Below are 14105 nucleotides of genomic sequence, written 5' to 3'. Positions count from 1 at the left end.
CACCCCGGCGGCCCCGGCTCTCCGGGCACCGACGTCAGGGCGGCCACGCCACGACACGAACGGGGGAAACTGGCTGTCGTCCCCGCCGCTCACTGTGAAAGACGTGCGGCAGGCGACGAGGTTGCAGGGGCGGCGAAAGAATTTTCCGGACGCCCGGACCGGCGGCTCCGAGGGCAGGCTCCCTGCCGCCTCCTCCGCTCAGGTGGCGGCGTACGGCCGGGGAGGAGGCCGCGTGCTCACCGAGGCGGACAGGGCCACGTGCCGCGAGCGAATTCCGGCCCTCGTGCAGCGGAACCCGCACCTCCGGACCGGGGACGGAACGCCCGGTCAGGTGACCAAGCCGTGGCGGTAGGCATAGACGACGGCCTGGACGCGGTCGCGGAGTTGAAGTTTGGTGAGGATGCGGGAAACGAAGGTCTTGACGGTCTCATGGCTGATGACGAGGGTTGCGGCGATCTCGCTGTTGGAGAGGCCGTCGGCGATGAGACGGAGAACCTCCAGTTCGCGAGGTGTGAGCGGGATGTCCCGGTGGGTGTTCTCGGCGGGGCGGATGCGGGCCGCGTAGCGCCCGACGAGTCGGCGTGTCACGTCGGGGTCGAGGAGGGCCGCGCCGGTGGCCACGGTCCGGATGCCGTGGAGCAGCCGGTCCGGAGGGGCGTCCTTGAGGAGGAAGCCGCTGGCGCCGGCGCGCAGTGCCTCGTAGACGTATTCGTCCAGGTTGAACGTGGTCACCACGAGGACCTTGACGGGGTGGGGCACTCCGACACCGGCCAGCAGGCGGGTGGCTTCGAGGCCGTCGAGGACCGGCATGCGGATGTCCATCACGACGACGTCGGGCCGTACCTCGCGGGCGAGGTCGACTCCGGTCCGTCCGTCTCCGCACTCGCCCGCCACCTCCATGTCGGGCTGGGCACCGATGATGGTGACCAGGCCGGTGCGGACCAGCATCTGGTCGTCGCAGACCAGGACCCGGATCGGTGCGCTCACGAGGTGCCGTCGGCGGGGATGCGTGCCCGGACGGTGAAGGCACCGTCCGGGCCGCGGCCGGCGCTGAACTCGCCGCCCAGGACGTCGACGCGCTCACGCAGGCCCGCCAGGCCCCGTCCGCCGCCGGCGGCGACGGCGGTGGCGCGTGAACCGGTTCCGTCCGTGCTGACCTCCACGGTGATCTCCCTCTCGCCACGCTGTACCTGCACGGAAGTGCGGCTGCCGTGAGCGTACTTGAGGGCGTTGGTCAGTGCTTCCTGCACCACCCGGTAGGCGACGAGGTCGGCGCCGCCGGTCGATGCCGGCGGTGTGCCCCGCTCGGTGAAGTCCACGGGCTGTCCGGCCCGGCGGGTCTGCTCGACGAGCGTGAGGACCCTGCCGACGGCCGGTGTCCTGGCCTGCGTGGCCTCCGCCGGGCCGACGCCGTGGCCGGTGTCGTGGTCGGTGTGGTGGTCGGGGTTGAGCAGGTCCAGCAGGTGACGCAGGTCGGTGAGGGCGCGGCGGCCGGTGTCGCTGACAGCGGTCAGGGACTGCTCCAGCCGCTCGGGGGCGGCCGTCAGGTAGCGGGCGGCTTCGGCCTGGACGACCATCGCGGTCACGTGGTGGGTCACCACGTCGTGCAACTCGCGGGCGATGCGGCTGCGTTCGGCGGTACGGGTCTCGGCAGCCACCCGCTCGCGGCGCGCGGCCTCCGCGGCCCGTGTGGAACGCAGCCACGCCCCGGCTCCCCAGGCCAGGGCGAGCGTCAGGTAGAACGTCACGAACCCCGTCGCCGTCTCGCCGCCCGAACCGAGCCGGGCGAGCGCGATCGCCAGCGGCACGTACGCCACGGACAGCAGGACCACGGTGGTGCGCCGACGCCGTTCCAGATGGGAGCCGGCACTGATCAGCGCGACGGGCAGGGCGGTACCGGCGGCCGAGTGGTAGCCGCACAACTGGTCGAGGGCGAAGCCGCACGCCACCAGCGCGAGACAGCCGACCGGCCACCGCCGGCGCACCACGAGGGAGAGGCATTCGAGCGCGAGGGCCACGACGGCGAGCGCGTCGAAGGGACGGGTCGGCAGGTCCCCGACCTGCGTCCCGTGGCCACGCAGTCCCGGCAGGAACGACGCGGCCAGGAACAGTGCCCCGAGAGGGAGGTCGCGGAGGGTGACATCGAGTCGGCGCCACACCTGACCGGCCCCCTGAAGGCTCATCACCGGGCGAGTGTAGCGAGGGCATCCACGCGCTCGGCACGCTGCCGGGGGACGATGTGGCCACGCCGGCGGGCCAGCCGCAGGAAGACGACCATGAGCAGCGCACCGAACAGCGTCGCGTACACGCTGGCCTCCGGGCCGAACTCGCCGCCGGTGATCAGCTTGGCCCCCGACATCGAGGCGTCCAGCAGTCCGTGGGTGTCGCCGTTGCCCGAGACCTCGGTGCCGAAGATGCCGGACTCCGCGTAGTTCCAGCCGAAGTGCAGTCCGATCGGCAGCCACAGGGAGCGGGTGGCGGCGTACGCGGCGGCGAGCATGCCGCCGGCCTCGATCGCGATGGCGACGCCGCCCAGCAGGGTGGCGTCCTTGTTGAGCAGGTGGGCCGCGCCGAACGCGGTGCCGGACAGGGCCAGCGCGATGTACGTTCCGAGGCCGCGCTCCACGAGCCGGAAGAGCAGGCCGCGGAACATCAGTTCCTCCGTGACGGCGGCGCCCGCCATGAAGCCGACCAGCCCGATCGCCCCGGTCGGCGAGCCGAAGCCGTGGACCTTGTAGCCCCCGAGGAAGCAGATGTTCGCAATGACGGCCCCGAACATCGCGACCCCGATCACCAGGCCCCTCAGGAGCGACCCGGGCGCTCCCTCGCGAGCCAGTTCCGTGACCGGGCGCCGCTCGGTACGCCCCACGACCCATCGGTAGACGAACACCGAGAGGACGACCGTCAGACCGCCCACAAGGAGCGAGAGCCACGGGTCGTCCTGGACCGCGGCGGCACCTTGACCGCCGACCGCACCGGCCAGGACCACGGCCAGGATCTGCCACACCAGTTTCATGACGACTCTTTTCTTCGGTTCGTTTCCGGATCCCTGTCCGGCCCGCGGCCAGGGCGCCGCGGCTGAACTGAACGCTAGGGAAACGGTGGTCAGGAATCGTCACCTCACAGAGGACACCTGCACGTAGCTCGCACGGGGGACAGACCCCGGCCACCGGACGGATCAGCGGCAGGCACAGGTCGATGCCGGCCGCCCCCCCCGATCAGGGAAAGGCAGTTCCGCCGATCCCGGTGTGATCGGCATACTTCCGCGCATGGACATCGTGGAGAACGACCCCCGGCCGCACCACTACCAGTTCGCGCACCGGGTGCTCGCGGGCCTCGCCCGGGACCTCGGGCCGAAGATGCTGGACCACGAACCCGAGCAGGGCTTCGGCGCCGGGTTCGCCTCCCTCTGGGACGACTTCGGCGGGCGGCTGCCCGCCGAGCAGCGACTGCCCAGTGACGGCGTGAAGGCGGAGCTGATCACGCTCGGCCCGCACCGGCTGCTGGTGGTCGTACTGCCGCGGCCCACCGCACCGGCGGAGGCGTACTACACCGCCGTCGTCCAGCCGGGCGGGGCGGACCACTGCCGGTACTTCACCCTGGAACACGCCATGAACCCGTTCACCGGGGAGCCCTACACGGTGCTCGGTGAGTGGGCGAACGACAGCCACCTCAACCTCGGTTCGGGCCCGGCACCGGACCTGTCCGCCTTCCTGAGCGCGGTGGTGACGCTGCTGACCGAACCGGATCCCGTCCACGCGGCCAGCCACCCGGCCCCGAGCGACGCGCAGGACAAGCCCGAACGCCGCGGCCTGCGGCGGCTGTTCGGCCGCTGACACCGGGCCGGGCGGCTTCGGCGGTCCGCGCTGGTCACCGCACTCGCCCTGGCCCGCCACCTGTGCGCGCTGTACAAGGCCGGCCTGGTGGGAGAACGGGCACCGCTTCACCCGCGGGGCTGACGCCACCGCCCGCACCGCCGACGAGGGGCCGGGTGGCCCCGACGGGTCGCCCCCGACGGGTCAGCGCCGACGGGTCGCCCCGAACGGTCAGGCCGACCGGTCAGGCGCGGCGCAGGTCCAGCATGGCGAACACCTTGTCGTACCGGCGCTCCCCGACGGCGACGTAGTCCGGCAACCGCCCGTACTCGGTGAAGCCGAGGGAGAAGTAGAGGTGCAGCGCATCGGCGTTGTCACCGCGGGCGTCCAGGGTGAGCACCTCGATGCCCGCCGCCCTCGCGTCCGCGATCAGCGCCGCGGTGAGCGCCCGCCCGATGCCCCGGCCCTGGGCGGCAGCGGAGACCGCGAGCTTCTCCAGGTCCGCGTGCGGGCGGTGGGTCGGGCGCTGGTGGCGCAGCCAGTAGCCGAACCCGGCCAACTGCCCGTCCACGTACGCCGCCCGCAGTGCTCCGGCCCCGGCCCGCGACCGAGCCAGCACCTGCTCGACCAGGGCCGCGACCTCCTGCGCCGACGGCGGTTCCAACCATCCGAGCGCTGCGCCCGCCACCACCAGCTCCGCCAGGATCCGGTGCGCCGCGGCCGCGAACTCCCCGTCCGCGTCCACCCGTTCGGCCACCGCCACGGAGTCGAGGACGACGAGGTCTCCTGGGATCGCTGCAGCGGTCGCGTTCCGGCTCATGCCCGACAGCCTATCCGTCGCGGCGACTCTCCGAAGGGCGACGGCCCAGGTGGGCGCGGTCGCTCGCGGGCTTCACGGCTCCGCCGGTGTGCGGGCGCGCCGGGCCCGCGCGGTGGCAGACTCGGTCCATGACCTTCTCGCTGCCCGAACCCGACAAACAACTCTCCGACCCCACCACGCTGTTGCTGGACTACCTGGACTACTACCGGTCCGTGATCGGCGCCAAGGTCGAGGGAATGTCCGACACGGAGCTGCGAACCAGCCGCCTCCCCTCCGGGTGGACCCTGCTCGAACTGCTGAAGCACCTTGTCCACATGGAGCAGCGCTGGCTGCGCTGGGGCTTCCGGGGCGAACAGGTCGCGGCGCCCTGGGGCGACCGGGGCCCGGAGGAGCGCTGGCACGTCGGCCCCGAGGAGACGGCCGCCGACCTGCTCGCCGCGCTGCACACGGGAGGCGAGCACACCCGGGCCATCGTGTCGGGAACGCCGCTGTCGACCCTCGCCGCGGCCGGCGGCCGCTTCCCGGACGACGGCACCCCTCGGCCCACCCTGGGCTGGATCCTGTTCCACGTCCTCCAGGAGTACGCCCGTCACGCGGGACACCTGGACATCGTCCGCGAGCTCACGGACGGCGTCACCGGCTGAGGCACCGGCTGAGGCATCTGAAGCGTCGGCGCCGGGTGGGTGAACCGGGCGCGGTGAAGTCGCTGGGCTGACCATATGAGCAGTCAGTTCCGATAACACAGTTCCCGCAGTGAACGGCAGCCCTCGCCCGACAACAGGGCGACCGCCACCCCGGCGCCCCGAACACGTCGGCCTGACCGGTCAGACGGGCAGGTCGGTCCGAGCGGCCAGGCCGGCCGATAGTGTCTGGCGCCATGGAGCTACCGACGGTCTCAGCTGCGGCCCGACGACGCGTTCTCGAAGGGGTGGCACGCAACCCGGCCGCACCGGATCGCGTCCTGCACCGCCTCATGCGGACGCCCTGGGGAGCGATGGAGGTCGCCGGTCGGCGTGAGCAGATGAGCACGCAACTCGCCACCGCGCTCCTGGAGACGGGAGACACCGAGGTGGCGGCCGCGCTCGGCCGTAACAGGCACCTTCCCACTCCGATCCGACGGCGGCTCGCCGCCCACGCTGACGCCGGGGTCCGCAGCACGGCGATCAGACGGTTCGCACGGCCCCTGACCACGCCGGGCTGCGAGATACCCGTCACGCTGCTGACCCGTCTCGCCTCCGACCCCGATCCTCAGGTCCGGTCCGAGGTCGCCGCCCACACCGACACACCGCAGGACGTGCGCACCCTGCTGGCCCGTGATCCGGTCGTGGAGGTACGGCTCGCCGTGGCGACGTGGTGGAAGGCGCCGACGGCGGATGTCCACCGCGCCCTGCTGTCGGATCCCGAGCCTGCGGTCCGGAAGGCGGCCTGCTCGCCCTGGCATCCCGTCCCGCCTGCGGACCTCCACCCGGCCCTGCTGGCCGTGGCGCAGACGCGGCCGCTCGTGGCACCCCACGTCGGTCTGACGCCCGCGCTGGCGATGGAACTGGCCCGGGACGCCGACGAGGAGGTGCGCGCCGCCGTGGCGGGCCACCCCGACCTGCCGCAGGCGCTGCGCGACGAACTCGCCACCGAACACAATGCCCTGGTGCGGCACTCGCTCCTGGTCTCTCCGCACCTCCCGGCCGAGACCCGGGCCCGACTGTACGAGGAGGTATTGGCCGGCGCCGAGGACGACGACGAGTGGTTCATCGCCGACGGCCTTGTCGCGTCGGCCTGGATGGGCCACGATCTGCGGTGGCTGCGGCAGGCACCGGTCGAGGAGCGGCTGGCTCTCGTGGACTCCCCCTTCGTCTTCCTGCGCAGCTGCGTGGCCTCCTGCGCCGGAGACCTCCCCGAGGAGGCCGTCGGACAGCTGCTCAACGATCCGGACCCGCAGGTCCAGAGGATCACGGCCCTGTACGCGGAGGCCCCGTCGGCGGCGGACCTGGAGCGGATCGTCCGCGAGCACGGCGACCATCGCAAGATTCGCCCCGGCATCCTGGGACGATCCGACTTCCCGTCGCAGGCGTACCTGCGGTTCGCGACATCGGAGCGGGCGCAGCTGCGGGCGGCAGCCGCGGCCTCCGACCTGCCGGCGGACATCCTGGAGCGGCTCGCCGCCGACGTCGAGCCGTGGGTCCGTGCCGTGGCAGCCGGCAATCCCGGCCTGCCCCTGCGGTGCCTTGCGCCGCTTCTCGCCGACGAGCAACGCAACGTGGCCGAGGAGGCCGGTGCCTCCGCCCGGCTACCCGTGGAATGGATGGACGCCCTGCTGACCGCCGAAGGCATCGAGTAGGCGGCATAGCCGGCACAGCGCCTCGCCCGACCGGCGCCGGATCCCGTCCGCAGCTAGTCCGCGGTGCAGCCCCAGTAGGCGACCTCGGCCGGTTCGCCGTCCCGGTACAGCACCGTGCACCGGCCCTTCGCGCGGCCGACCGGGGCGAGCAGCTGATCTATCGATTCGTCCCACTGCTCCCGCGTGGGCCTGCCGTTGGGAGCCCAACTGCGGATCTCCCCCTCGGTCAACGGGCGCATCATGGCCACCTGGTCGCCGGCCTCGGCAGCGATCAGCGCGTAGAAGTCGAGCACCGTGCCGGTGCCTCCGGTCAGGATGTACTCCCGCCAGTCCTCGTCCTCCCACAACTCGACGATGTCCTGCCCCGGACAGCCGTGATCATCCTCCGCCAGCTCCAGCCGCTGGGCCGTGCGGAACGCCGCCCCCAGGTCCTCCTCGTACGGCCCGGTCGCCGCCCACCCGCTTCCACCCACTTCGGCACCCTCCCTGCTCACCGGCTTCTCGGACTCGCCGCAGGCTAACAAGCACCACCGACAACCCCGGCCGCTCGACCGACCCCGCGCGATCAGTGGAGTCCGCACCGCCGTCACGGGCGCCCCCGTATGCGGCGGAAAGCAGGTGGTATGCGACCATACCCGCCATGTTCAGCACATTTCCGCCCGGCCGGGGTACCGGCTCCCCGGCCGACCCGCGTCGCCGTCTCCTGCTCGAACTCGGTGCGGGGTTGTTGAGCGGGGGCTTGCCCGTTCACGACGTGGAGGAGGAGTTGCGCGGTCTGGGGCGGGCGCTGGGGGCACCGGATGTGCGGGTGGCCGCGCTGACCACCGGGCTGTTCGTCGCGCTGAGCGCGGACGACGGGACCGTGTTCGAACCCGTCGGCCCCACGCTGCGGTTCGAGCAGACGGCCGACCTCCTCGATGTGGTGCACCGGCTGCGCGCGGGCGGCCTGGACGGGCACGAGGCGCTGCGCGACCTGGACGCGATCCGCCGGGCACCGGCCCGCTGGCCCGGCTGGGTCGCGGACCTGGGGATGCTGCCGGTCGGCGTGGGGCTCTGTCTCTATCTGCAGCCGGTGGCGGCGAACGTCGTCGCTGCCGGGATCGGCTCGCTGATCGTGGTGGGCCTGACCATGGCGGCCCGCCGGATGCCGCTGCTCCGGCCGCTGTTGCCGGTCACCGCCGGCTTCCTCGTCTCCGTCCTCGTCCTGGGCGCTGCCCGTGCCTCGTTGCTGGACGGGCCGCTGCGCACGATCGTCGCGACGCTGGCGATCCTGCTGCCGGGCGGTCTCCTGGTGACCGGGCTGTCGGAGATCGCCGCGGGTGCGGCGAGCGCGGGCACCGCCCGGCTGGCGTCCGGTTCGGTGCAGCTGGCGCTCTTCCTCGCCGGCGTGGTGGCCGCCGCCACCGTCACCGGCGTTCCGGTCTCCGCCCTGGCCAACACGCAGGTGGCCACGCCGAGTTGGTGGCTGATCTGTCTGGGGCTGGCACTCACCGTGGCGGGGGTCGTGATCAATGTCCACACCCCGCCGCCGGCCATCCCGTGGATCATCGCGGTGATCGCGGTGACGGCCGCCGTCCAGGTCACGGTGACCTCCGCCAACGGTGCGGCGATCGGCGGCCTGGCCGGCGCGGTCACCGCCGCGGCCGCCGCCACCGTCGCGCACTGGCTGCGGCGCGGCTCGTCCTGGCAGGTGCTCTACCTGCCCGCGTTCTGGGTCGTGGTGCCGGGTTCCTTCGGTCTGCTCAACACCGCACAGATCGAGGTCGGCAACGGGGCGCACGCCCTGCTCACCGCCGTGTCGGCCGTGTTCGGGGTCTCCATCGGCACCCTCATCGGTTCGGTGATCAGCCGCATCCCCCGTCCCGCGCTGCTGCAGCCGCGGTCCTGACGCACGGGCGGCCGCGCCGCATCCGGCAGCGACGGCGAGGGAGTCGGACGAGCACGGCCTACCGCCTCGGACACGGGTCCCGGTAGGCGACTCCGGGCGCGTACTTCTGCCACTGCGAGGGGCTGATGGCGCCCGTACTGTAGGAGCAGAGGCGGGTGGCGAGGTTGGCCGGGTCGGCGTCGAGCAGGGCGACGGTCCGGCTGGAGGCGACGAGGAGCGTGGGTCCGGTCGACGCGAACGCGACGGCTCGGATCGAGGTGCTGCTCGGATTGGCGATGGGGGCGACGAGGACTGGGCTGTCGGGGTTGCGGACGTCCCACAGTTCGAGGGCGCTGCTGCTCCAGGCGGCCATGAGCGTTCCGTTCTGGGCGAATTCGATGCCTTTGACGTCCTGTACGGTCTGGATGGTCGTCCGGGGGCGGGGGTGCTGGGGGTCGCCGACGTCCCAGAGGGACACCGTGTTGCCGCTGTTTCCGCCGGCGGCGAGCAGGCGGCCGTCACCGCTCAGCCCCAGGGCGCTGCCGAAGGCGCCGGGCACCTCGACCTTCGACGTGGGTTCGCCACCGGTGGTGAAGCCGAACAGTTCCAGGGCCGCACACTTGCACATGGTGTCCGGCGTGCTCGTGACGGCCAGGACCGAGCCGGTCGGGGTGGGTCCGGACACGGCGGAGCCCATGTTGGGGGCCCGGTCGGAGTCGGAGGTGGAACCGGAGCCGGAGTCGGCGGAGCCTTCCGGGGCTCTGACGTCCGAGGAGCCGGCGCGCCTGGGCTTCGCCGGGTTGCTGATGTCCCACCAGTCGAAGCCGGTCCCGGTCGCGAGGTAGGCCGTGCGGCCGTGGCCCAGGACTCCGGCGTCGTGGCCGCCCGCGTCGGGGGCGGGGATCGAACCGACCTCCACCGCGTCGAGGCCGTCGCCGACGCGCCACAGGTGGAGTTTCCCGCCGCCGACCACCGCTACGAGGTGGCCGTTGTCGGCCGAGGTGACTCCGAAGGTCAGGATGACGTCGCCGACGGCCGTCGAGACGGCGGGGAAGGCGGCGGTGCCCAGGGACGCCGCTCCGACCGGGTTGTGCGGATCGTTGACGTTCCACAGCCGGATGTCGCCGTCCCACCCGATGGTCAGCAGCGCGCCCGCGCGGATGAACGAGGCGCCCCGCGCGGAGACCGGCAGGGTCGTGACGAGGGCGGGGCCGTCGGGTGTGGAGAGGTCCCACAGTCCGACGGACTGCGTCTGCACGGGCGGCGTCGAGGGCGGGGCCTCCTGCGGCGCGGCCATGAGGCGTCCGTCCGGGCTGAAGGCCCAGGAGGCGAGGCCTCCGGGAAGCCGGGCGCCGTCGACCGTCCGGGACGCCGAGCGCCACCGGCGCAGAACTCCGTCGGCGCCTGCGGTCAGCAGTCCACCGGTCGGGACGGTGGTCATGGTCATGGTGCCGGCGGCGGTCCTGGTGCAGGTCGACTTCGCGGTACCCAGGCTCGTGTCCTCCGGGGACAGGGAGGCGAAGCAGAGGTCGCCCTTGGGGTCCTTGGTGTCCGTCCCGGCGTAGGCGAGCACGTTGCTGTCCCGGTTGAAGGCCACCGCGCTGATGTTCGTCTCCGGGGAGCCCGAGACCCCGACTCGGATCGGATCGGGTCGGGCAGGGTCCCCGACCCGCCACAGGCCGACGTCCCTCTGGCTGGCTGCGGCGAGGAGGTTTCCGTCGGGGCTGAAGGCGACGGCCTTGTACCCCGTCTCCAGGGAGGAGAGGTTGGTGGGGTTGGCCGGGTCGGCGAGGCCCCACACCTGCGTCGTGCCGCCGAGGACGGTGGTGGCGAGCAGGCCGCCGCTCGGCGCGAAGGCGACGGCGGCGAGGCTCCTCGGCCCCTGGACGGTCGGATTGTGCAGCCGGGCGAGGGCCTTGGGGGCCGAGGGCTGGGCGATCGACCACAGGTAGGTGTCGCCGTTCCCGGCTGCGGCCGCCAGGAGGGTGCCGTCGGCGCTGGTGGCCATGGAGGTGACACTCGTACTGGGTTCCGCCGGGCTGGTCTGCTTGGGCAGGTGGGCGGCGATGGCGGGCTTGCCGGGGTCGGCGAGGCTCCACAGGCACAGGCCCTCGGTGCCGCACGCGGCCGCCAGGTGGCGCCCGTCCGGGGTGAGGGCGATGCCCGCCCCGCCGGCGTTGATGGTCGAGCGGAGGCGTGGGGCGGCCGGGTCGGCGAGGTCCCAGATCCGCAGCGTCCGGTCCTGGTCCACGGCAGCGGCGGCGACCAGGGTGCCGCGCGCGGATGCCGCGATGGTGGCGAAGTCGCTCCCGGTCTCGCCGACGACGCTGTTCAGCAGCGGGCCGAGCAGGTCGTAGAGCCGGGAGCCGGCCTCCTGGGTCGGGGAGGTCTGGTAGGCGGCGACCGCGAGCTGGGACGCCAGTCCGGGGTCGACGGCGGCGAGCGCCTGTGCGCGGCCGGCCAGGTTCTTGGAGTCGACGGCCGCGGTCTGCCGGGCGGTGGCGTCCCGCTGCCTGGCGGTGGCGCCCCGCTCGTGCACGGTGAGCCCGACACCCGTCGCGGCCAGCAGCGCGAGCACGCACAGCGTCGCGACGCCCGACCCGAACCGCCGCCTGCGGGACCGGTGGTGGAGGCGCCCGCGCTCCAGGTAGTCGCGTTCGGCCTCGCTCAGGTCCCCTTTCCGCTCGCGCAGCCACGGCTCGGCACCCGCCAGGTCGATCCTGGTCGGCAGCTGCTCGTTGTCTCGCCCGCTGCCTTCCCAGCGCTCCCGGTCGTGCCGGAGCACCTCGCGCCAGGCCAGGAACGAGCGGTCCTCCTCGACCCAGGCCCGCAGCGTGTCCCAGGCGTTGATCAGTGCCTCGTGCGCGAGTTCCACCGTCTCGACGCCCTCGGCGCTGCGGGCGGTGACCAGCAGCCGGGAGGTGGCGAGCAGTCGGGCGAGGTTCCACTCGCCCTCGCTGAGCTCGCTGCGCAGCGCCGTGCGGCGGGTGGCCGACATGCTGCCCATCGGGATCCGCACCAGCCGGGTGAGCAGGCGCCGGGCGACGGGCTCGCCCTCCGGCGACACCGTCCGCTTCAGGACGTCGTCGGCGTAGGCGCCGAGTGCGCCCTTCACCCCGCCGAGTTCCTCGTACGCCTGGTGCGTCAGCAGCCCGCCCGTCTGGCGCTGCCAGAGCAGGTCGAGTGCGAAGCCCAGCAGGGGCAGGGTGCCCGGTTCGGATCCGGTGTCCGCCAGGAGGCGTTCGGCCAGGTTGGGCGCGTACCGTACGCCGGGGATGGCGTCGACCGGCGCCGTGACGACCTCGTGCAGCTGCTCGCGGCTCATCGGCCCGAGCGCGTAGACCTGGCGGCTGATGACCGGCCCGAGGCGCGGGTGGGCGAGGGCCGCCTCCAGGAAGTCGGCCCGCAGGGTGGTCAGCACGCGGACCGTGGCCGGCAGGGCGTCGGTGAACAGCACGGCGGCGAACTCGTCGACGGCGGCCGGCCCGCGGGCCAGGAGCTCCTCGAACTGGTCCACGACAACGAGCAGTTCGGCGGCTCCGTGCCGTTCCAGGATCCGGGGCACGATGTCGGCCAGACCGGCGGGAGCGCCCAGCAGGGCGGTCAGCGCGGAGAGCCGCTCCAGACGCTGGATCTCGGAGAGCTCCGGCTCCAGCAGGGGCAGCAGTGCGGCGGCCAGGGCGGACAGCGGGCTGCCGCCGGAGCCCGGCCGCAGCACGATCGCCAAGGCCCCGGCCGCCCGGAGCCGGGGCACCACCCCGGCGAGGGCCAGCGACGACTTCCCGGAACCGGACGGGCCGGCCACGCAGACCCACTGGTCGCGGGCCAGCCGGACGGCGACGTCCTCGCTCTCGGCCTGACGGCCGCAGAAGACCTGGGCGTCGGACTCCTCGAAGGCCTTCAGGCTCCGGAACGGCGAGGGCGGCATCGCGAGGGCCCGCAGCTGCGGCCAGGCCGCCATCAGGCCGTCGGTCGGGGTCAGGTAGCTCACCGCGGGATCGCCGGCCTCGGCGACCGCCACCATGCCGACCACCCCGCCGAGCCGCTCGTCCCACACCGGGCTGCCGCTGAACCCGCCGGACACCCGGTAGCCTCCGGGGTGCGGGTCGATCTGCACCCACCCGCTGCCCTGCCGGCCCCGCAGCACGCCGTAGTGCCAGACTCCGTCCGACCGCCCGACCGGGAACCCGAACACGCGGACGGGATGGTCCCAGAGGTCCTCGGACTGTGACTCCACCGGCCGGACCGGCACCCCGCCGGCGAGCGGACCCGCCAGCCGGAGCACGGCCACGTCCCCACTGCCGTCGGGCTGCCGCGGCGCCCAGTGCTCGACGACCGCCATCACCCCGGCCACGCCCGGCGCACCCGGGCCGGCCTGTGCGGGGCACAACGGGAGGTCGACGAAGACCCAGGCACCGACGCCCGGCTCGACGGTCTGGCCGGCGAGCGCGGCCGAGACGACGTGTGCGCAGGTGACGGCCAGCTCGGGGGTGACCAGGAAACCCGCTCCCACCGGCCGGCTCAGCGCGTCGTGGATCCGCAGCACCGCCGCGTCCAACGCCTTCGGCGTGGCCCCGTCGAGGGGCCCGGGGGGCGTCGGCGTCATGACGAGGGCACCGCCGAGGCCGGTTCGGCGGGTTCTCCTGGATCCTCGCCGGGGTCCTCTCCCGGGTCCGCGCCGGGATCGTTGGTCGAGTCGCCGGGGGTCCGACGCCAGGTCAGCGTGACCTTGAAGTTGGCCTGGGCCGCGGTGCTGGAGATCACCACATCCGCCTCCGCGGACAGCGACAGCCCGAACTCGATCCCGATCTCGTCCGGGGCGTGGACCATGCCACGGAAACCGTTGACGAAGTCCTGCGCCACCGGCCTGACGCCCGCCAGCATCTCCCCCATCGACCGGGTGGCACGTGCCACCACCTGCCCCGGCCGGGCCACCTGCACCAGGCCGTCCGCGGCCTGCTCGATCTCGACCCTCACGACATCCGGACCACCGTCCGCCGGACCGATCGGCAGCTCGACGAGATACCCCACGTCTCCCCCTCGGAGCCTTCCAAGCCTCAGGCCTCGTGCCTCATGCACGGGCGGGTTCGCCCCGCGCCGTTCCCACCTACCCGGCTGACACGAATCCCACTCCCGGGAACGAACTGAATGACCATCAACTTGCTTGCAGATGAGAGGATTTATCGATCAGGGTCGCGCGCCGTTCCGCGCTGCGTGGTCGCGCCTGCCGCCCCGCCCGAACGCCGGATGCCGCCGGCGGCTCCGCTC

11 protein-coding genes are annotated in these 14105 nt (G+C 73.1%); 4 read left to right on the top strand and 7 right to left on the bottom strand.

Annotated elements, in window-relative coordinates:
* Window positions 1–327 precede the first annotated feature (327 nt).
* Genes ABTY56_RS17800 through ABTY56_RS17790 form a run of 3 tightly spaced genes read right to left on the bottom strand, consistent with a single transcriptional unit; the run spans window position 328 to window position 3016 of the window.
* Window positions 328–987 (bottom strand): response regulator, encoded by a 660-nt coding sequence (locus tag ABTY56_RS17800; RefSeq protein ID WP_350629742.1) that lies wholly within the window; start codon window positions 985–987, stop codon window positions 328–330.
* Window positions 984–2183, bottom strand: coding sequence for a sensor histidine kinase (locus ABTY56_RS17795; RefSeq protein ID WP_350629825.1), 1200 nt, complete (start codon window positions 2181–2183; stop codon window positions 984–986). Before ABTY56_RS17795 ends, ABTY56_RS17800 begins: the two co-directional genes overlap by 4 nt.
* Window positions 2183–3016: a CPBP family intramembrane glutamic endopeptidase gene (locus tag ABTY56_RS17790; RefSeq protein WP_350629740.1), complete on the bottom strand. Its 834-nt coding sequence runs from the start codon at window positions 3014–3016 to the stop codon at window positions 2183–2185. Before ABTY56_RS17790 ends, ABTY56_RS17795 begins: the two co-directional genes overlap by 1 nt.
* A gap of 253 nt (window positions 3017–3269) precedes the next feature.
* Between ABTY56_RS17790 and ABTY56_RS17785 the strand changes: the two genes are divergently transcribed.
* A complete protein-coding gene (locus ABTY56_RS17785) occupies window positions 3270–3836 on the top strand; it encodes a hypothetical protein (RefSeq protein ID WP_350629739.1) in 567 nt (188 codons plus the stop codon).
* A 223-nt stretch (window positions 3837–4059) separates the two neighbouring features.
* Here ABTY56_RS17785 and ABTY56_RS17780 read toward each other — a convergent pair whose 3' ends face one another.
* Window positions 4060–4635 (bottom strand): GNAT family N-acetyltransferase, encoded by a 576-nt coding sequence (locus tag ABTY56_RS17780; protein ID WP_350629738.1) that lies wholly within the window; start codon window positions 4633–4635, stop codon window positions 4060–4062.
* A 128-nt stretch (window positions 4636–4763) separates the two neighbouring features.
* Between ABTY56_RS17780 and ABTY56_RS17775 the strand changes: the two genes are divergently transcribed.
* Window positions 4764–5279, top strand: coding sequence for a DinB family protein (locus ABTY56_RS17775; RefSeq protein WP_350629737.1), 516 nt, complete (start codon window positions 4764–4766; stop codon window positions 5277–5279).
* 377 nt (window positions 5280–5656) lie between these two features.
* Entirely contained in the window at window positions 5657–6970 is a 1314-nt protein-coding gene (locus tag ABTY56_RS17770) for a hypothetical protein (RefSeq protein ID WP_350629736.1), read from the top strand.
* 53 nt (window positions 6971–7023) lie between these two features.
* Here ABTY56_RS17770 and ABTY56_RS17765 read toward each other — a convergent pair whose 3' ends face one another.
* On the bottom strand, window positions 7024–7443 hold the full coding sequence (locus ABTY56_RS17765; protein WP_350629735.1) for a hypothetical protein: 420 nt from the start codon (window positions 7441–7443) through the stop codon (window positions 7024–7026).
* A 167-nt stretch (window positions 7444–7610) separates the two neighbouring features.
* Between ABTY56_RS17765 and ABTY56_RS17760 the strand changes: the two genes are divergently transcribed.
* Complete coding sequence (locus tag ABTY56_RS17760) at window positions 7611–8858, top strand: threonine/serine exporter family protein (RefSeq protein ID WP_350629734.1); 1248 nt, start codon at window positions 7611–7613, stop codon at window positions 8856–8858.
* Between the two features lie 58 nt (window positions 8859–8916).
* Here the strand turns inward: ABTY56_RS17760 and ABTY56_RS17755 are convergent, their stop codons facing one another.
* Both ABTY56_RS17755 and ABTY56_RS17750 read right to left on the bottom strand, forming a co-directional pair.
* Complete coding sequence (locus ABTY56_RS17755; RefSeq protein ID WP_350629733.1) at window positions 8917–13443, bottom strand: nSTAND1 domain-containing NTPase; 4527 nt, start codon at window positions 13441–13443, stop codon at window positions 8917–8919.
* Window positions 13440–13868 (bottom strand): CU044_2847 family protein, encoded by a 429-nt coding sequence (locus ABTY56_RS17750; protein ID WP_350629732.1) that lies wholly within the window; start codon window positions 13866–13868, stop codon window positions 13440–13442. The genes ABTY56_RS17755 and ABTY56_RS17750 overlap by 4 nt, the downstream gene beginning before the upstream one ends.
* Window positions 13869–14105: the final 237 nt, after the last annotated feature.

This window comes from Kitasatospora sp. NPDC097691 (genome assembly GCF_040302665.1).
Classification (GTDB): Bacteria; Actinomycetota; Actinomycetes; order Streptomycetales; family Streptomycetaceae; genus Kitasatospora.
This window is presented reverse-complemented; position numbering and strand designations above follow the sequence as displayed.

Coding starts and splice junctions, on each gene's coding strand:
- ABTY56_RS17795 (WP_350629825.1), bottom strand. CDS start 2,183: ATGAGCCTTCAGGGGGCCGGTCAGGTGTGGCGCCGACTCGATGTCACC.
- ABTY56_RS17790 (WP_350629740.1), bottom strand. CDS start 3,016: ATGAAACTGGTGTGGCAGATCCTGGCCGTGGTCCTGGCCGGTGCGGTC.
- ABTY56_RS17785 (WP_350629739.1), top strand. CDS start 3,270: ATGGACATCGTGGAGAACGACCCCCGGCCGCACCACTACCAGTTCGCG.
- ABTY56_RS17780 (WP_350629738.1), bottom strand. CDS start 4,635: ATGAGCCGGAACGCGACCGCTGCAGCGATCCCAGGAGACCTCGTCGTC.
- ABTY56_RS17775 (WP_350629737.1), top strand. CDS start 4,764: ATGACCTTCTCGCTGCCCGAACCCGACAAACAACTCTCCGACCCCACC.
- ABTY56_RS17770 (WP_350629736.1), top strand. CDS start 5,657: ATGAGCACGCAACTCGCCACCGCGCTCCTGGAGACGGGAGACACCGAG.
- ABTY56_RS17760 (WP_350629734.1), top strand. CDS start 7,611: ATGTTCAGCACATTTCCGCCCGGCCGGGGTACCGGCTCCCCGGCCGAC.
- ABTY56_RS17755 (WP_350629733.1), bottom strand. CDS start 13,443: ATGACGCCGACGCCCCCCGGGCCCCTCGACGGGGCCACGCCGAAGGCG.